We start from the raw sequence: 17,743 nt of genomic DNA on the forward strand, positions 1-17,743 counted from the left end.
TTCCTTTGACCTGAAGTTCAGACGGTTTCGTCGAGTGCGGCGAGAACGGCATCGCCGCCCGCGTAGAGGGTCTGGCCGTCGACGACACGCGTGCGCTGCGCGTCGCGGATCACCAGCTGGGGCACACCGCGCAGACCGAGACTCTGCATGGCCCGCTGTCCCTCGACGATCCGCCGGTCGGTCTCGGCGGCAAGCGCCGGGTCGTTGTCGATGGCGGCTGCCAGGTCGGCTTCCGCCACTGCGCCGCCCGCGATCCGCGCGGCTATCCGGGCGACGATGTCGGTGCGCGAGGTGTCGTGACCCTCGACATAACGGGCGATCTGTGCCGCGTGCAGGAAACGGGGCTCCAGCGCCGGACCGACCTGCCCGAGTGCCACAAGGGCTCGGGTCAGCGGCAGCGACGAAAACATGCCGTTCGGCGCACGCATGACGCCGGTATGATACGCGTCGCTAAAGCGCTGGCCGGTGAGCTCCTGAATCCGGATGTCGTTGGCGTAGGCATGATCGGCGATTGTCGCGACGGGCCGGGGCGCAGCGAATAACCCGGTGGGCATCATCGTCAGCTGCACGGTCTCCGTTTCGGACATTTTCCTGATCGCCGGGGCGGCGGCATAGCACCAGCCGCAGAGCGGATCGAACAGGTAGGTAAACTGGGTCTTGGCGGTCATGTCGGGTCCTTTCCGTGTCTGAAGCCTATTTGGAATTTCCTGTTTCGAAGATAAACAGCCAGCGAGTATCAATACTGTTGCATGAAGTGAGCAAATCCATGCTGGACCGGATCATCGCCGCGCGGGTCTTTCTCGAAACTGTTGAGCGCGGCAGCGCCACCGCCGCGGCCGAAGCACTCGGCATCTCGCGCGCCATGGCCTCGCGTTACCTGGCCGCGATGGAGGATTGGGCGGGCACGCGGCTGCTGCATCGCTCGACCCGCAGGCTCTCCCTGTCTCCCGCGGGCGAGAACGCGCTGGTCCGGTGCCGCGAGCTGGTCGAGATCGCCGACAGCATAGCCGACCAGTCCGAGGCCGCAGAAACGCCGCAGGGCGAGCTGCGCGTGGCAATGCCGGGATTGCTGGCGGATGCGGTTTTTCTGCCTCTGGCGCAGGGGTTTGCCGAGCGCTTTCCGAGGGTGTCCATCGACCTTCAGGTCACGGACCGGATCGTGGACCTGGTTCAGGACCGGATCGACGTCTCCCTTCGAATTACCGCCACGCTCGACCGTGCGGTGATTGCGCGGCGGCTGGGCGAGGTCGGCTCGGTGCTCTGCGCAGCGCCGGACCTGCTGGCTCGGATCGGCCATCCGTCCGGCCCCGAGGAACTGGCCAGCCTGCCTTGCCTGACCTACGGCCAGTTCGGCGGCCGCACCTGGGTTCTGAGTGGACCGGACAAGACCGTGCGTGTCGAGGTTGGCGGACCGCTGCGGACCAACCAGGCCCTGCTGTTGCAACGCGCCGCCATCGGCGGATTGGGGATAGCCATGCTTCCGGCTTTTTCCGCCGCTCCGCATATGATCGAGGGCCGGTTGGTGCGCGTCCTGCCGGACTGGAGCCTGCCCGGGCTGTCGCTCTATGCCCTTTACGCCTCGCGGCGAAATCTGCCCTGCGCCACCCGTGCCTTCATCGACTTTGTCGCCGAAGCCATCGCGCGGGACCCGGTGTTCCGTCGGTCCTGATCCGCTGCGCGCGGGCGCGGTTCAGCCGCGCCTGTCCTTGCGGTGTTCAAAGGCGTCGATCATGCGGATCATCCACGGAATATTGGGCATGAACAGGAAGATCCGCGTGAGCTGGAAAGCGGTCACCAACGCAAGGTCGATCCCGAGGAACTTGGCTGTCAGGGCCATCTCCGTCACACCGCCCGGCGCGGCTCCCAGGACCAGAACCTCCCAGGGTTGACCGGCCAGCCAGGCAATCGCCACCGCGATGCCGGAGACCAGGCCGAGCAACACCAGAGTGCTCAGCAGGATGGCGACCAACTGGCGTTTCTGGTTGACGAAAAGGTCGTGCCGGAAGGTACTGCCAAGCCAGGTGCCAAGGACGATCTGGGCCAGAGACAGGATTTCCGCCGGGAACGCCGTCGGGTGCAGGCCGATAGCGCTGGCCGCCGCCGAAAACGTGAGCGGCCCGAGGAAATAGGGATTGGACAGCCCGAGACGCTTGAAGAGCAGCGCCCCGGCGATTGCGAGAAACGCAAGAAAACCGTTGCCAAGCGGATCGACCGCTCCGCCGCGTATCACACCGGAGCGGTCGGGCCAACCATCCAGGGCGAAGACCGCGATGGGCACGAGGATCACCACCGCGGCGATGCGCGTGGTCTGCGCAAGGATCACCGGGGCCGGGTCGCAGCCGTGCCGTTCCGCCATGATTGCCGCTTCGACCGGGCTGGTCGGGAAGGTCGACAGGAAAGCCTGCGACAGTCGGATACCCGTCGTGCGCGCGACGAGGATGGCCATGATCCCGGCACAGGCCGCCGACGCCAGCGCGGTTCCGATCATCACCGGCGCGAGCGTCAGCAGCGCCGCCAGCGCGGCGGGGGTAAAGGCCAGACCCACCTGCGCGGCGATGGTCATCTGTCCGAAGGGGCGGGTCTTGACCGGGACCGTAACCTTGAGCAGGCCCGAGATCGACAGCGCTGCCGACAGCACAAGCGGGCCGATCATCCAGGGCAACGGGATACCCAGCCGGGCAAAGCCCCAACCGGCGCAGGTCGCTGCGAGATAGAGGGCCAACAGGGAAAGCAGGGTCTTGGAGCGCGGCGACAAGGGGGAAGTCCTCGGAAGTCTCGGGATAGTCGGACAGGAACGCCCGGGCCACGCCTGCCTTCACAGGTCGGCGGGCCGGTGCGGCGGAGCCATGGAGAAGGGTTTACGCCGTGTCAGGCAGGGGCTGGACGGGAACGGGCTTGCCGTTCGGGTCGAGGGCGACGAAGACAAAATTCGCCTCTGTCACCTTTTCGCTGAAGCGTGCTTCGCGCGGGCGGCGCCAGGCGTCCACATGGATGGTCATGGATGTTTTTCCGACCCTTGTCAGCGAGGCATACAACGAGACTTCGTCCCCGACCTTGACCGGGCGGTGAAAGATCATGCCGTCGACCGCGATGGTTGCGCTGCGCCCCCCCGAGGTAAAGGCCGCGACCGTCCCGGCGGCCAGGTCCATCTGGCTCATCAGCCAGCCGCCAAAGATGTCGCCTGCCGGGTTCGTGTCGGCGGGCATGGCGATGGTTCGGATGGTCGGGTCGCTGGTCGGCGGCTGTTCGGAAACGGTCATTGGCTTGTCCTGTTCCAGGGTCTGAGACCGCCCTCGGGACGCTCCTGACCGGGATTGCTTGCGCACAGCATACTTAATCCTTGGCTGGCCTGAACCCAACCAATGGTTTGGTCACGGCAAACCGGCTGCACAGTATACCCCACCAAACGCCGCGTGGCGGCATTTGCAAGGGAGGGAATGCGCATGGCTGATGTATCTGTCGACATTAGGGATGGGCTTGGCTGGGTTACCATCGACAATCCTCCGGTGAATGCCATCGGGCGCGGCGTGCGGCAAGGTTTGCTGGATGTGGCGATGCAGCTGCGGGAGACGGACGTCCGGGCCGTGGTGCTGACAGGGGCTGGGAGCGCCTTCGTGGCCGGCGCGGATATCCGCGAGCTCGGCCAGACGCCGGTTGCACCTTTCCTGCCCGACGTGCTCACAGCGATTGCCGCCTCGCCGGTGCCTTGGGTTGCGGCCCTGGGCGGTGTGGCGCTTGGCGGTGGCCTGGAGTTGGCGATGGCCTGCCATTCGCGGATTGCGGTCGCCGGGGCCAAGGTCGGTTTGCCGGAAGTCAATATCGGGATCATTCCCGGGTCCGGTGGCACGGTGCGCCTGCCGCGTCTCGTGCCCATGACCACGGCGATCAGGCTCGCCACGGGAGGCAAGCCGATTGCGGCACAAGACGCCTTTGAGGCCGGGTTGATAGACCGCGTGGCGCAGGGCGATCTGCTGACCGAGGCCGCCGAAATGGCCCTCGACCTGGCTGCGGCCGGGCGACCCGTACCGGCGCTGGACCGGGATCTGGTGGCAGGAGAGGCCATCGACTGGGACGCGCAGGAGGCTTTGCTGCGCAAGCGCAGCCGGGGCGCGGCTGCCCCGTTGGAGGCGCTCGCGGCGCTGAAATCTGCGGCGGAGAACCCCGTCGACGTGGCGCTGGCGGCCGAGCGCGAGCGGTTCCTGCGACTCGCCGCGTCAGAGGAGGCAGCGGCTCTGCGGCATGTGTTCTTTGCGGAGCGCGGTGCGGGGCAGGCGCTGAAACAGGCAGAGGCGAGCCCGGCGGACCTGTCGCGTGTCGGCGTGATCGGCGGCGGCACGATGGGGGCGGGGATCGCCACGGCGCTGTTGCTGTCGGGATCGCAGGTGTGCCTGGTCGAGCGCGACGCCGCCGCCGCCAGCCTCGCCGGGACACGCGTGGCGCAGACCATTGCCGCCAGCGTGAAGCGCGGCGCGGTGAGTGCGGCCAGGGGTGATGCGGCGCTGGCCGAACTGAGCACCGATACGGATTACATGGCCCTGACCGATTGCCCTCTGGTGATCGAGGCGGTGTTCGAGGACATGGGCGTCAAGCGCGAGGTCTTCGACAGGCTGGATGCGGTGATGCCCGCCGAGGCGATCCTCGCGACGAACACGTCCTATCTGGATGTGAACGTCCTGGCGGCAACGACGAAGGACCCTTCGCGCATTCTCGGGCTGCATTTCTTTTCGCCCGCGCATGTCATGAAGCTGCTCGAAGTGGTCCGGGGCGATGCGACCGGCGCACGGGCACTGGCGACGGGCGGCGCTCTGGCGAAACGCCTGCGCAAGATCCCGGTGGTGGCCGGGGTTTGCGACGGTTTCATCGGCAACCGGATCATGGCGGCCTACCGGCGCGATTGCGAGTTCATGCTGGAGGAGGGCGCCCTGCCGCAGGAGGTCGACGCGGCCATGGAGGCCTTCGGCTTTGCCATGGGGATCTATGCCGTGCAGGACATGAGCGGGCTGGACATCGCCTGGGCGCAGCGCAAGGCCCGTGCGGCGCAGCGCGATCCGGCGGAGCGCTACGCCCATATTGCCGACCGGCTGTGCGAGGCCGGGCGACTCGGGCGCAAGACCGGCAAGGGCTGGTACGATTACAGCTCCGGCAAGGCCGAGACCGATCCGGAGGTCACCCGGATCATCGAAGCGGAAAGCGCCAGGGCCGGGCGGACGCGCAGGGCGTTCACGGAAGCAGAAATCATCACCCGCATCCTGACGTCCATGCAGCGCGAGGGGCAGGCGGTCCTCGACGAGGGAATCGCCGAAGGGCCGGACGACATCGATGTGGTCATGATCACCGGCTACGGCTTCCCGCGTCACAAGGGTGGGCCGATGTACATGGCGCGCAGGGCACGCTGACGCGATTGCGGCCCGGACGACGGCGGAAAACGGCGGCAATCCGAGCCACCAGGCCAATCCCCGATACGGGCAAGGCAAACAAATGCTCAGTTCACGGACCGGGCTCCGGTCTGGGACACTGGGGGCAAGGAGTTCTGCCAGGACCCACAGGGATGCTGGCAAGGGAGGATGAAATGGAAGACTACAAGAATGCCCTCGGCTGGCGGCTGCGCCGGGATGTTCTCCGCGGCTCTTTGCCGGTATTGGACCTGGTGGCCTGTGCCGCCCTTCTGGTCCTGTTCTGGCAATATTTCTCGCAGGCGTCCGCCCTGCCGGCCCCACTCAACAAGATCGACATCGGCGCGGGCGGTTTTCCCACCCTGCTGGCGCTCGCGACGCTGATCGCCATTGTCGCGGTGGCCGTCGCTGCGGTCATTCGCATGTTCGACCCGCTGCCGGTCACCTGGGTTTCGATCCGGCGGCCGGTTTTCGTCCTGGTGACGGTCGGGCTGCTGGTCCTTCAGTCTATCTATTTCGAGACCCTGGGCACCCTGCCCAGCGTGCTGATCTTTGCCGTTCTGACGATGTTGGCCTGCGGCGAACGCCGCCCGGTGCACCTGATCGGCGTGCCGCTCGCCCTCGGGGCCTTCATCTACGTCGTCTTCAAACTGGCGCTCGCCGTCAACCTGCCGTGAGGAACAAACATGCTTGAGAGTCTGGCAATCGGTTTTTCCGCGTTCGGCGATCCAATGGTCTGGTTCGCCCTCGTCTTCGGCGCGCTGGCAGGCTACCTGATCGGGGCGATCCCCGGTCTTGGCCCGAGTCTTGGCGTCGCGCTTCTGATCCCCTTCACCTACGGCATGGACCCGGTGGTCTCCATCGTCGGCCTCGTCGCGCTCTATGCAGCGGCGGAATATGGCGGCGCGATCACCGCGATCCTGATCAACTCGCCCGGCACGGCGGCGGCGGTCGCGACATCCTGGGACGGCTATCCGCTGACCCAGCAGGGCCGGACCGGCGAGGCGCTGACCGTCTCGATCCTGTCCTCCGGCGCGGGCATCTTCATCTCGACGCTGCTGCTGATCGTCACGGCGGTTCCGCTGTCGGAGTTTGCGCTGCGCTTCGGTCCCGGTGAATATTTCGCGCTGGCGCTTGTCGGTCTGAGCCTGGTGGCCGGTCTGTCGGACGGCTCGCCGCTCAAGGGGACAGTCGCCATGGGCATCGGCCTTGCGCTGGCGACCATCGGGCTGGACGTTCAGACCGGCACGCCGCGTTTTACCATGGGCAATCCGGAGTTCTTCGAAGGCCTGCCGCTGGTGCCGGTCCTGCTCGGGCTTTACGCCCTGTCCGAAGTGCTGTTCATGATCGAGGACGGCCCGTCGGAGAAACTGAAGAGCACGCCGATCGGCGGCCTTCTGGCGCTGCCGGTCAAGTCGATCCTTGGCCTGAAGACGGCGATCCTGCGCAGCTCGGTGCTGGGCTATGCGATTGGCGTGATCCCGGGAGCGGGCGCATCCATCGCGTCGTTCGTTTCCTACGCGGTGTCCAAGCGCATGTCGAAGACACCTGAGAAATTCGGCAAGGGATCGCTCGAAGGCGTGGCGTCGTCCGAGGCAGCGAACAACTCGGCCGTGGCCGGGGCCATGGCACCGCTGCTGGCGCTGGGTATTCCCGGCTCGCCGACGACAGCCATCATGATCGGGGCCCTCATGGTGCAAGGCATCCAGCCGGGACCGCTTCTGTTCACCAAGGCGCCCGAGATCCCCTACACCATCTTCGCCTCGCTCTGGATCGGTGTGCCGATCATGGTGCTCATCGGTCTGGCCGGCGCCAAGATCTGGGCGCGTGTCGCGAACATCCCGCGTCCGGTGATCGCGGCCATCGTGGCGGGCATCTGCTATGTCGGGGCCTACGCCTCGCACACCACGATGTTCCCGGTTCACGTGATGACGGTCTTCGGCATACTTGGATACATCCTGCGAAAGCTGGAAATCCCGCTGGCTCCGATCATCCTGGCGCTGGTTCTGGGCGAGATGATGGAAACCAATTTCCGCCGCGCGCTGATCTCGAACAAGGGCGAGTGGGACATCTTCTACACCTCGCCGATGACCGTGATCCTGATGCTGATCGCTGTTCTGGCCTTTGTCCTGCCGGGGGTGTCGCGACTGCGCGCCCGCCGGGCCAAGGCGCAGGCTCTTTGACCAAGATTCGAGTCCCCGTTGCCTGACAAACCCTCAGTTCACTTGGGCAACGGGGAGACGGAAACTGCACCGGCGCACGAGCGCCACGATATCCGAAGACTGCTATGGGAGGAAAATATGGCAATCTCGAACCTCAAGAAAATCATGCTGGGCCTGACTTGCGCCGCGACGCTGGCCCTGGGTGTGGCACAGGGCGCCGCCGCCGAGGACTGGGCCCCGGAAGGTCCCGTCGAATTCGTTCTGCACACGAAGCCGGGCGGCGGCGTCGACGTTTATGCCCGCACGCTGGCCAAGGAACTTGAGCCGATCATCGGCCAGACGGTCGTCATCGTGAACACCCCCGGCGGCGGCGGGGCGACCCAGATGGCCAAGGTGCGCACGGCCAAGCCGGACGGCCTGACCCTCGGCGTCAACACCGTCACCCATTTCACCGGGATGCTGACCAACCTGCGCGGCACCTTCTCGCCCGATGATTTCGAATGGATCGCCCTGTCGCAGATCGACCCGATCCTGTTCTTCGTGGCCAAGGACGCCGAGATGAACTCGATCACCGACCTGGTGGAGCTGGCAAAGACCAAGGGCGGCGAGATCAACATCGGCGGGTTCGGCCCGGTCGGCTCGATGCAGAACATCGGCATGACCATGCTCGAAGAATCCGCGGGCGTGAAGTTCAACTGGGTCGCTTTTGAATCCACCCCGGACATCATCGCGGCTGTTCTCGGCGGCCACGTGGACGTCGGTGTCTCGAACCTCGGACCGGCCCTCGAGTTCTTCGAAGCCGACCGCTTGAAGGGCCTCGGGGTTCTTGGCGAGAAGCGCCTCGGTACGCTGCCCGACATGCAGACTTTCGGCGAGCAGGGCTATGACGTCGACACCAACTGGCTGCAGGTTCGCGGCGTCTTTGGTCCCAAGGGCATGCCGGTCGAGTTGCAGCAGCAGATCGCCGATGCGATCCACAAGGCGATGGCGACGGACAGCTACCAGACCTATGCCCGCGCCTCGGGTGTCGAGGACAGCGATTACGGCCCGGTCGAGTATGCCGAATTCGTCAGGAACCTGACGGCGCTTGCAGAGAAGCAGCTCACCGCCGCGGGCTTCATCTCCAACTGAGGCGCGTCTCTCCCCGCCTGGCCCACCCGGGCGGGGACCCTACCGTAGCGAACAGGAACACCACATGTCTGGCGCATTCACAGGCCTGCGGGTCATCGATACGACGCATGTTCTGGCAGGACCCTATGCCAGCTATCAGATGGCTTTGCTGGGCGCCGAAGTGATCAAGCTCGAAGCGCCGAATGACCCGGATCAGGCCCGGTTCAACGGCACGGACCGCGACCTCGTCCGCGCGGCGATGGGAACCGCGTTCCTGGCGCAGGGGGCCGGAAAGAAGGCGCTGGCGCTGGACCTGAAATCCGAAGCCGGGCGCGGCGCCGTGCTGCGGCTTGCCGAGACTGCAGACGTCTTTGTCGAGAACTACCGGCCCGGCGCCTTTACCGACCTCGGTCTCGGGTATGACGACCTTGCCGCCGTCAACCCGCGCCTCATCTATTGCTCGGTTTCGGCCTTCGGGGCGACCGGGCCGCGCCAGCACCAGACCGGCTATGACAATGTCATCCAGGCTTTCTCCGGCATCATGGACATGACCGGGCACGGCGACGACCGCCCGCTGAAATGCGGCGCGCCGGTTGTCGATTATGCGACCGGGCTGACCGCCGCCTTTGCGATTGCCGCCGCGTTGTACCAGCGCGAGCGCACCGGCAAGGGGCAGCACATCGAGGTGTCGATGCTGGACGTCGCCATGACCCTGATGACCGCCCCTGCAACGGATTTCCTCTGGACCGGCAAGCACCCGAAGGCGAAGGGCAATTCCTACGCCTTCGCCACGTTGGGGATGTACCAGGCGGCGGACGGTCCGCTGATGATTGCGGCCTCGAACCTGCGCCAGCAACGGCGCCTGTGGATCGGGCTGGGCCGGGAGGATCTGGTCAAGACGGACAACCTTGCCCGGATCGACGATTACAAGACCGAGCACGAGGTGCTGGCCTCCATCATCGAGACCATGCCCGCGGCCTATTGGGAAGAGTTCTTCAACGAGCGGCGCGTGCCCGCGTCGCGCATCCGCAGGCTCGAAGAGGCGCTGGGGGATCCGCAAGCCCAGGCGCGGGCACAGTTCCTGAGTCTGGCCGATCCGAGCGGCCGGCTCGAGGGGCTGCGGGTGCCTTCGGTGGCGTTCCGGATGTCGGGCTCCGAAACCGGCGTCACCCTGCCGCCGCAGCCGGTGGGTGCGCAGACCTCCGACATCCTGCGCTCCATCGGGTTGGGGGATGATGAAATCGAGGCCTTGTGCCTCGCCGGGCTGGCCCTTCAGGCGTCGGCGCCGGATTTCGCAAGAAGGGCCGTGCTATGACAACCGCAATCGAAAGACTGGCCGATCTGGCTGCCGGATGGCAAGACGCGACCCTCGGCGACGATGTCCGCGACGCGGTACACTGCGCGACGCTGGACTGGTTCGCCACGACCCTGCCGGGCACCCTGCAGACCCCCGCGACACTGCTCGCAGCGGGCGGTCTCGCACGGGACGGCGGGGCGTGGTGCTACACCGGCGAACGGCGGGTCGACCCGCGCAGCGCCGCCTTCATCAACGGTGCGGCCAGCCATACCGTGGAGTTCGACGACATTTTTCGCGATGGCGGCTATCACCCCGGATCGCCCACCTTCGCCGCCGCGCTGGCGGTGGCGCAGGACATCGGCGCCTCCCGTGAGGCCTTCGACCGCGCGGTGATCGGCGGCTACGAAGTCGGCTGCCGCATCGCCATGGCGCTGCAACCCAGCCATTACGCGAACTGGCACATCACCGGCACCGTGGGAACTTTTGGTGCGGCGACCGCCGCGGCGATGCTGCTCGGGTGCGACCGTGACGGAATTGCGCATGCCATCGCCATCGCGGCCAGCTTTGCCGGGGGTGTTCAGCAGAACCTGCAAGGCGAAAGCATGGTCAAGGCGATGCACCCCGGCCATGCCGCCGATGCGGGCATCCTGGCCGCCTATGCCGCCACCGCCGGGGCAACCGGCAGCTGGGACAGTCTCGACGGACCCAAGGGGTATGCCGCCGCGACCAGCGACAGCACCGGCAATTGGGTCGCGGCCTTCGACGGGGCAGGGGACTGGACCCCGATCACCCGCATGACGGTGAAGATCCACGGCTGCTGCGGGCATATCTTCCCGTCGCTCGACGCTCTGCAGACCCTGCGAGGCGAACACGGTTTCGGCGCCGGGGACATCGAAGCGATCCGCATCGAGGGCTATGGCCCGACCAAGGACATCTGCGACCGGCCCGATCCCAAGGTCGCCCAGGAAGCGCGGTTCAGTGCGCAATACTGCCTGTCGGCGCAGATGGTTCTGGGCGGCGTGCGGCTCGCGGCCTTTACGCCCGAGGCGCTGAGCAACCCGGATATTCGCGCCGTGATGCCGCGCATCACCGTCGAACGCGCCGAGGATCTGGCCGCCGAATACCCGCGCAAACGCATGGCGCGCCTGCATGTCGCGCTGAAGGACGGGCGGTCCTGGATGCAGTTCCAGCCCTCGCGGCGGGGCGATCCGGACAATCCGATCTCTCGCGCCGACCTGGAGGCCAAGTACCGGGAACTGGTCGCGCCCGTGTTGGCTGCGCCCGACCTGGAGCGGCTGCGCAAGACCATCTTCGACGGCACCGACCTGCCCGGCGCCGTGACCAGACTCAAACAGCAACACATGTGAAATGGCAGCCCCGGCTGCGTACAGACGAGAAGGAAGACCCATGGACACCGCAGTTTCCCTGCCAGAGTTCATCACCGTGTCGCATGACGACGGGATCGCGACGATCACGCTGAACCGCCCGGACAAGCGCAACGCGATCAACGACCAGATGCGCGCGGAACTGATCGCCGCCTTCGCAGAGGCGGATGCCGACAAGAGCGTGCGGGCCATCATCCTGACCGGCGCGGGCAAGGGGTTCTGCTCGGGCGGCGATATCGCCGGTATGCGGGCACGGCTCGATGCGCCCACCGGCGAGGTGGCCTTCAACGGCTGGAAGCGGCAGAAGAACACCCATCGTGGTGTCGCGGCCATTCATGGCATGACCAAGCCGGTGATCGCGGCGGTGAACGGCGGGGCTTATGGCCTCGGCCTCGACATGGCGCTGGCCTGCGACTTCATCATCGCCGCCGAAGGCTCCAAGATGTCGATGAGCTTCATCAAGCGCGGTCTCGTCTCCGATGGCGGCGGCATGTATTTCCTGCCGCGCCGGGTGGGCCTCTCCAAGGCAAAGGAACTGATCTTCTCCGCCCGGGTCGTCGAGACCGACGAGGCGCTGGCCATCGGCATGGTCGACCGCGTTGCAGCGCCCGAGGCGCTGCTCGCCGAAGCGCACGCCTGGGCCAAGGAACTGACCATAGGATCGGCCACCGCCATCGCGCTGACCAAGGAAATCATGGACAAGACCTTCGAGCGCTCCGACGAAGAGATCTTTGCGCTGGGTCGCGAGGCGCAGGCCATGTGCTACACCACCGCCGAGCACCGCCAATCGGTCGAAGATTTCCTCAACAAGCTGTCGAAGTAAGGGGCGCCGCAATGTCGACCATGAAAGCCATCCTGAACCCCGCCAGCGTTGCCGTTGTCGGGGCCTCCAACGATCCGGCCAAACTGACCGGGCGTCCCATCGCCTTCCTGCAGAAGCAGGGCTTTGCCGGGGCGATCTATCCCATCAACCCGCGCTATGACGAGATTGCCGGGCTGAAGAGCTATGCCGAGATCGCGGACCTTCCCGAAGCGCCCGATCTGGGGCTCGTTCTGGTTGGCGCGCATCGGGTGATCGACGCGGTGCGTGACCTGGCCGCCCGTGGCACCAAGGCGGCGGTCGTGCTGGCGTCCGGTTTCGGCGAGGCGGGCGAAGAGGGCCGCAAACGTCAGGAACAGTTGCGCGAGGCGGCGGGCGCGATGCGCATTCTCGGGCCGAACACCATCGGCCTCGTGAACCTGACGGACGGCATCCCGCTGACGGCCTCGGGCGCGATGGAGGTCGAGGATTTCCCGGCAGGGCGGATCGCCCTGCTGTCACAGTCCGGCGGCATCCTCGGCTCGCTTCTGTCCCGTGCCGTTGCGCGCGGCATCGGCTTTTCCAAGCTGGTTGCCACCGGCAACGAGGCCGATCTGGAAGTCTCCGATTTCCTCGAAGCCCTGGCCGAGGATGACGCGACGCAGGTGGTCGCTCTCTACCTCGAAACCATCCGCAACGTTTCGAAGTTCCGTGTCGCAGCGGCCAAGGTCATCGCTTCCGGTAAATCCATCGTCGCCTACAAGGTGGGCCGCTCCGAATCCGGCGCCCGCTCGGCGGTTTCGCATACTGGCGCGCTGGCCGGAGCGGACGAGGTCTATGACGCGCTGTTCAAGCAGCTTGGCATCATCCGCGCCCAGACCTTTGCCGATCTTCTGGATATTCCTGCGGCGCTGGCGCAGGGCCGCCTGATGAAGGGAAACCGCGTGGCCATCGTCACATCGACCGGCGGGGCAGCGACCGTGGTTGCGGACAACGTGGGCCTTTCCGGGCTGGACATGCCCGCGCCGGACAAGACCACCGGGGATGCTTTGCAGGCGCTCGACCTCAAGGAGGCGGAACTCGACCGCAACCCCATCGACGTGACGCTGGCCGGGCTGCGCCCGGACCTGTTCCGCTCGATCCTGAAGATCCTCGTGGAAAGCCCCAGCTATGACGCGATCGTCGTGGTCGTCGGCTCGTCCTCGATCGCGCAGCCGGATCTCGTGGCGCAGCCGGTGCTGGATTCGCTGGCGCTGACCGACAAGCCGATCCTGGCTTACGTCAGCCCGGATGCGCCGGGCATCGTGCGCACGCTCAACACGCGCGGCATCCCGGCCTTTGCCGCGCCGGAAAGCTGCGCCTCGGCGCTGCAGGCGCTCGCCACGCCCACCGGCGCCTCGCAGGACAGTGCGTCGAACGCCAGGGATGTCGATTGCAGCGACATTGGCGCCGGGTCCCTGAACGAGGCCGAGGCGAAGAAGCTGTTCGCCCGCTTCGGTGTGTCCGTGACCCGTGAGGTCACGGCAGCGACCCCCGAAGAGGCCGCGGAAAAGGCCCGTGACTTCGACGGACCCGTTGTCATCAAGATCCTGTCGAACGAGATCCTGCACAAGTCCGAGGTAGGTGGCGTTGCAATGAACATCGACCCCGAAAACGTCGGCGCCGCCTGTCATGCCATGCTTGCACGCGTCCGCGCGGCGACGCAGGCGCGGGTCGGCGGCTTCCTCGTTCAGGAAATGGTCAGGGGCGGGGTCGAGATGATCCTCGGTTTCAACCGCGATCCGCAACTCGGTGCCTATGCCCTGCTCGGCGCGGGCGGGGTGACGACGGAACTCTACAAGGACGCGGCGATCCGGCTCTTGCCGCTGGACCGTGCCAGCGCCCGCGCCATGATCGACGAGATCAAGGCGGGCGCACTTCTGAAAGGGTTCCGGGGCAGTCCCAAGGCCGACATCGAGGCGCTGATCGACACGATGATCGCCTTCTCGTCCATGGCGGAAACGCTGGATGACCGTTTGAGCGAGGCCGAGATCAACCCGGTCTTCGTGCTGCCCGAAGGGCAAGGCACCCGCGCCGGTGACAGTCTGATCGTTCTGGGCTGACCCGGGCCATCCGTGACACCTGGCGGCGGGCGCCATCGCCGCCGGGACATTTCTGCTGCAAGGACACTTCCCATGACGGACGTTTACATCTGCGACTATATCCGCACGCCGATTGGTCGCTACGGCGGTGCGCTGTCTTCGGTGCGGGCCGACGATCTGGGCGCGATCCCGCTTCGCGCACTGGCCGAGCGCAACCCTGCTCTGGACCTGTCCGCCATCGACGAGGTCATCTTCGGCTGTGCCAACCAGGCCGGCGAGGACAACCGAAACGTGGCGCGCATGTCGCTGCTTCTGGCGGGCTATCCGGACAGCGTGCCGGGCACGACGATGAACCGGCTTTGCGGCTCCGGCATGGACGCGGTCATCACGGCGGCCCGCGCGATCAAGGCCGGGGAGGCCGAGCTGGTGATTGCCGGCGGCGTCGAGTCCATGTCGCGCGCACCCTTTGTCATGCCCAAGGCTTCATCGGCGTTCAGCCGCACGAACGAGGTGCATGACACCACCATCGGCTGGCGCTTTGTGAACAAGCTGATGAAGGCGCAATACGGTGTCGACAGCATGCCGGAAACCGCCGAGAACGTCGCCGAAGACTTCGGGATCAACCGCGCCGATCAGGACAGCTTTGCCCTGCGCTCGCAGCAAAAGGCGGGGGCCGCGATGGAGAGCGGACGGCTGGCACAGGAAATCGTTCCGGTCAGCATTCCCCAGCGAAAGGGCGAGCCCGTCGTGGTGGACAAGGATGAACATCCGCGCCCGTCGACCACCTTGGCGGACCTTGAAAGGCTCAAGACCTTCGTCAAGGCCGACGGCACCGTCACGGCGGGCAATGCGTCCGGCGTCAACGACGGCGCGGCGGCGCTGATCCTGGCCACGAAAGAGGCGGCGGAGCGGAACGGCCTGACGCCGGTTGCCAGGGTTCTTGGCGGAGCCACGGCCGGTGTTGCTCCGCGCATCATGGGGTTCGGTCCCGCGCCCGCATCGAAAAAGCTGATGGCACGCCTGGGCGTGACGCAAAAGGACTTTGCCGTGATCGAACTCAACGAGGCCTTTGCCTCGCAGGGTCTGGCGACGTTGCGCGATCTCGGCATCGCCGACGACGACCCGCGTGTGAACCGCAACGGGGGCGCGATCGCGCTGGGGCATCCCCTGGGCATGTCGGGTGCCCGGATCACCGGAACCGCGATGCTGGACCTGCAATCCGGTGAAAAATCGCTGTCGACCATGTGTATCGGGGTTGGTCAGGGCATCGCCATCGCTCTGGAACGGCTATAGCTTTTCGGCCTTGGCTCGGTGTAGACAAGGCATAAGGCGACCGGACCGCGATACGTGGTCCGGGTTCCGCGTGTCCCGACCGCTTGAAATCGACCACACCTCTGCGCGAGGCCTCTGTATCGGCAAAACGCACCATGACGAGCCCCATTCCACCCCTCAATCCCCTGCGGACCTTCGAAGTCGCCGCGCGTCTGTGCAGTCTGACGCTGGCCGCGGAAGAGTTGAACGTCAGCCAGGTCGCCGTCAGCCGGCAGGTCAAGACGTTGGAGGACTACCTTGGCGTGACCCTGTTCCGGCGGTTGCACCGGGGTGTCGAGTTGACCGACGAGGGGCGGCAGCTGCATGAAGGCATCGCGCATGCCTTCCAGGACATTGCCACCGCGTCGCGGCGGGTCTCGCGGCGCGGTCGGCGTGATATCCTTGCCATTCAATCCTACACGACATTCTCCCAGCGCTGGCTCATTCCGCGTCTGACGGATTTCCACAACAAGCATCCGCGGATCGAGGTGCGCCTGAGCTCCTCGATTGCGCCGGTCGATTTCGAGAGCCAGAATCTTGACGCCGCCATCCGGGCCGGCAAGGGCGACTGGCCGGAGCTGCATTCGGAAAAACTGGTGGACGTGGAGCTGATCCCGATCTGTACCCCCGACTACCAGATGGAGCACGACCTGACCGAACCGGATGACCTTGCAAAGGTTCGGCTGCTGCACTCCATGGCCCGGCCCACGGACTGGGCCGCGTGGATCAAACGGGTCGGTGCCGATGTCGACCCGGAGCCGGGCATCCGGTTCGAAAGCTCTGCCCTGGCCTACGAGGCGGCGTCCATGGATGGCGGCGTTGCCCTGGCCGTAAAGATCTTCGTCAAGCGGCAGTTGCAGAACGGCAACCTGGTCGCGCCGTTCGGGGATCTGACCTGCTATAGCGGCGAAGGGTATTTCCTGACCTGGCCAAAAAGCACCGCCCCGTCCCGTACCCTGATCAAGTTCCTCGACTGGATGCGGGAGCGTATTCAGGACGAGAACCCGGAACGCTCAGCCGACGCGAGCGGCGGATCGTCGTGATCCCCCGCCGCGTTCGCCCCGGGTTCCTGCGCATCGTCCGGGGCAAAGTGGATACGGATCCAATCCAGGAATTTCAGCAACGGTGACGACGGCGCCTCGTCCTTTGGCCACGTCAGGTAGTAACTTTCGCCAGTCTTGCAGCCATGTTCGAACGGGGCGACCAGCGTGCCTGCGCGGAGCTGCATTTGAACGAAGTGGCGGTTCGCGATGGCAACCCCCAGATCCATGAGTGCGCCCTCGTAGGCCAGTGCGCTGTTCTCGAACAGCAGGCGGTTCCTGGGCGTAAACCCCGCGCCAACCGACTCCAGCCACGACGACCAGTCCTTTGGTCGGGCCATCGAATGCAGCAGCTTGACCTTTGCCAGATCCTCGACGCGGTCGAGCGGGTTCTCCGCGAGAAAGCCAGGGGAGCAGACGGGGATCAGTTCCATGTCCGCGAGTTTCTCCGCGTGTAGACCCGGCCAGTTGCCGTCGCCGCCGCGGATGGCCGCGTCGAGGTTGTCGGTATCGAAATCCGCCGCTTCGGGCGACGAGGACAGGCGCACCTCTATGCGGGGATGGGCCTTGTGGAAATCGCCGAGCCTCGGCATCAGCCAGCCGCGCGAGAAGGTGACATAGGACTGGATCGCGAGGATGTTGCGCTGGCCCCGGCGCGACACGGTCCTGGTCGCGTCTTCGATATCCTGAAACGCCTGACCGACTCCCTTGAACAGCAGGATGCCCTCCCGCGTCAGTTCGATGCCGCGATTGAGACGCCGGAACAGCGTGACACCCATGTAGTCCTCGAGCACGCGAACCTGCCGGCTGACGGCGACCTGGCTGACGTTCAGCTCTTCGGCGGCGAGGGTCAGACTGTTATGCCGCGCCGCCGCCTCGAATGCTTTGAGCGGGTTGAGGGGCGGCAGGGTACGGTTGGGAATGGAAGACATTGGGACGTCCCATGCGCAGAGCAATGAGCAGGCGCGGATTGTATGCAAGCAAAGACAGGCAATCCGCGCAGATGACCAGGCTGTCCGATCATTCGCCAAGTATGACCCGGAACGCCGGAGCGGTCAATGTGGCGCAGCCCGCAAACGTCAACGGGGCCAGTTCGTGAGGATTTTTGGTGCGTCGAGCCGGTCTGGCGTGGTAACCGGGAGGCAAAATGACACATTCTCAATAC

15 protein-coding genes are annotated in these 17,743 nt (G+C 65.8%); 11 read left to right on the plus strand and 4 right to left on the minus strand.

Annotated elements, in window-relative coordinates; genetic code table 11:
- Positions 1 to 17 precede the first annotated feature (17 nt).
- Complete coding sequence (locus tag ACP159_RS22230; RefSeq protein WP_425101922.1) at positions 18 to 668, minus strand: DsbA family protein; 651 nt, start codon at positions 666 to 668, stop codon at positions 18 to 20.
- A 98-nt stretch (positions 669 to 766) separates the two neighbouring features.
- Here ACP159_RS22230 and ACP159_RS22235 point away from each other — a divergent pair, with 98 nt between their 5' ends.
- A complete protein-coding gene (locus ACP159_RS22235; protein WP_425101923.1) occupies positions 767 to 1,669 on the plus strand; it encodes a LysR family transcriptional regulator in 903 nt (300 codons plus the stop codon).
- Between the two features lie 21 nt (positions 1,670 to 1,690).
- Here ACP159_RS22235 and ACP159_RS22240 read toward each other — a convergent pair whose 3' ends face one another.
- Positions 1,691 to 2,755 carry an AbrB family transcriptional regulator gene (locus tag ACP159_RS22240; protein ID WP_425101924.1) on the minus strand — a complete coding sequence of 355 codons (1,065 nt, stop codon included), beginning with the start codon at positions 2,753 to 2,755 and terminating at the stop codon, positions 1,691 to 1,693.
- Between the two features lie 103 nt (positions 2,756 to 2,858).
- Complete coding sequence (locus tag ACP159_RS22245; RefSeq protein ID WP_425101925.1) at positions 2,859 to 3,260, minus strand: acyl-CoA thioesterase; 402 nt, start codon at positions 3,258 to 3,260, stop codon at positions 2,859 to 2,861.
- 183 nt (positions 3,261 to 3,443) lie between these two features.
- Here ACP159_RS22245 and ACP159_RS22250 point away from each other — a divergent pair, with 183 nt between their 5' ends.
- The 10 genes from ACP159_RS22250 (at position 3,444) to gcvA (ACP159_RS22295) (ending at position 16,581) form a co-directional block, all read left to right on the plus strand.
- Positions 3,444 to 5,396: a 3-hydroxyacyl-CoA dehydrogenase NAD-binding domain-containing protein gene (locus ACP159_RS22250; protein ID WP_425101926.1), complete on the plus strand. Its 1,953-nt coding sequence runs from the start codon at positions 3,444 to 3,446 to the stop codon at positions 5,394 to 5,396.
- A gap of 173 nt (positions 5,397 to 5,569) precedes the next feature.
- Complete coding sequence (locus ACP159_RS22255) at positions 5,570 to 6,070, plus strand: tripartite tricarboxylate transporter TctB family protein (protein WP_425101927.1); 501 nt, start codon at positions 5,570 to 5,572, stop codon at positions 6,068 to 6,070.
- Between the two features lie 9 nt (positions 6,071 to 6,079).
- Positions 6,080 to 7,576, plus strand: coding sequence for a tripartite tricarboxylate transporter permease (locus ACP159_RS22260; protein WP_425101928.1), 1,497 nt, complete (start codon positions 6,080 to 6,082; stop codon positions 7,574 to 7,576).
- Positions 7,577 to 7,693: 117 nt separating this feature from the next.
- A complete protein-coding gene (locus ACP159_RS22265) occupies positions 7,694 to 8,686 on the plus strand; it encodes a Bug family tripartite tricarboxylate transporter substrate binding protein (protein WP_425101929.1) in 993 nt (330 codons plus the stop codon).
- A gap of 64 nt (positions 8,687 to 8,750) precedes the next feature.
- Complete coding sequence (locus ACP159_RS22270) at positions 8,751 to 9,980, plus strand: CaiB/BaiF CoA transferase family protein (protein ID WP_425101930.1); 1,230 nt, start codon at positions 8,751 to 8,753, stop codon at positions 9,978 to 9,980.
- Entirely contained in the window at positions 9,977 to 11,329 is a 1,353-nt protein-coding gene (locus tag ACP159_RS22275) for an MmgE/PrpD family protein (protein WP_425101931.1), read from the plus strand. Before ACP159_RS22270 ends, ACP159_RS22275 begins: the two co-directional genes overlap by 4 nt.
- Before the next feature lie 40 nt (positions 11,330 to 11,369).
- Complete coding sequence (locus tag ACP159_RS22280; RefSeq protein WP_425101932.1) at positions 11,370 to 12,170, plus strand: enoyl-CoA hydratase/isomerase family protein; 801 nt, start codon at positions 11,370 to 11,372, stop codon at positions 12,168 to 12,170.
- 11 nt (positions 12,171 to 12,181) lie between these two features.
- Positions 12,182 to 14,248 (plus strand): acetate--CoA ligase family protein, encoded by a 2,067-nt coding sequence (locus ACP159_RS22285; RefSeq protein ID WP_425101933.1) that lies wholly within the window; start codon positions 12,182 to 12,184, stop codon positions 14,246 to 14,248.
- Positions 14,249 to 14,320: 72 nt separating this feature from the next.
- Positions 14,321 to 15,520, plus strand: coding sequence for a 3-oxoadipyl-CoA thiolase (gene pcaF / locus ACP159_RS22290; RefSeq protein WP_425101934.1), 1,200 nt, complete (start codon positions 14,321 to 14,323; stop codon positions 15,518 to 15,520).
- A gap of 134 nt (positions 15,521 to 15,654) precedes the next feature.
- Complete coding sequence (gene gcvA / locus ACP159_RS22295) at positions 15,655 to 16,581, plus strand: transcriptional regulator GcvA (protein ID WP_425101935.1); 927 nt, start codon at positions 15,655 to 15,657, stop codon at positions 16,579 to 16,581.
- Here the strand turns inward: gcvA (ACP159_RS22295) and gcvA (ACP159_RS22300) are convergent.
- Positions 16,530 to 17,510 carry a transcriptional regulator GcvA gene (gene gcvA, locus ACP159_RS22300; protein WP_425101936.1) on the minus strand — a complete coding sequence of 327 codons (981 nt, stop codon included), beginning with the start codon at positions 17,508 to 17,510 and terminating at the stop codon, positions 16,530 to 16,532. The two genes, gcvA (ACP159_RS22295) and gcvA (ACP159_RS22300), sit on opposite strands and share 52 nt — an antisense overlap.
- Positions 17,511 to 17,743: the final 233 nt, after the last annotated feature.

It is taken from the genome of Tropicibacter sp. S64, assembly GCF_049803835.1.
Classification (GTDB): domain Bacteria; phylum Pseudomonadota; class Alphaproteobacteria; order Rhodobacterales; family Rhodobacteraceae; genus Pacificoceanicola.

Coding starts and splice junctions, on each gene's coding strand:
- ACP159_RS22270 (WP_425101930.1), top strand. CDS start 8,751: ATGTCTGGCGCATTCACAGGCCTGCGGGTCATCGATACGACGCATGTT.
- ACP159_RS22260 (WP_425101928.1), top strand. CDS start 6,080: ATGCTTGAGAGTCTGGCAATCGGTTTTTCCGCGTTCGGCGATCCAATG.
- ACP159_RS22250 (WP_425101926.1), top strand. CDS start 3,444: ATGGCTGATGTATCTGTCGACATTAGGGATGGGCTTGGCTGGGTTACC.
- gcvA (WP_425101936.1), bottom strand. CDS start 17,510: ATGTCTTCCATTCCCAACCGTACCCTGCCGCCCCTCAACCCGCTCAAA.
- ACP159_RS22285 (WP_425101933.1), top strand. CDS start 12,182: ATGTCGACCATGAAAGCCATCCTGAACCCCGCCAGCGTTGCCGTTGTC.
- ACP159_RS22265 (WP_425101929.1), top strand. CDS start 7,694: ATGGCAATCTCGAACCTCAAGAAAATCATGCTGGGCCTGACTTGCGCC.
- ACP159_RS22255 (WP_425101927.1), top strand. CDS start 5,570: ATGGAAGACTACAAGAATGCCCTCGGCTGGCGGCTGCGCCGGGATGTT.
- gcvA (WP_425101935.1), top strand. CDS start 15,655: ATGACGAGCCCCATTCCACCCCTCAATCCCCTGCGGACCTTCGAAGTC.
- ACP159_RS22280 (WP_425101932.1), top strand. CDS start 11,370: ATGGACACCGCAGTTTCCCTGCCAGAGTTCATCACCGTGTCGCATGAC.
- ACP159_RS22230 (WP_425101922.1), bottom strand. CDS start 668: ATGACCGCCAAGACCCAGTTTACCTACCTGTTCGATCCGCTCTGCGGC.
- pcaF (WP_425101934.1), top strand. CDS start 14,321: ATGACGGACGTTTACATCTGCGACTATATCCGCACGCCGATTGGTCGC.
- ACP159_RS22275 (WP_425101931.1), top strand. CDS start 9,977: ATGACAACCGCAATCGAAAGACTGGCCGATCTGGCTGCCGGATGGCAA.
- ACP159_RS22235 (WP_425101923.1), top strand. CDS start 767: ATGCTGGACCGGATCATCGCCGCGCGGGTCTTTCTCGAAACTGTTGAG.
- ACP159_RS22245 (WP_425101925.1), bottom strand. CDS start 3,260: ATGACCGTTTCCGAACAGCCGCCGACCAGCGACCCGACCATCCGAACC.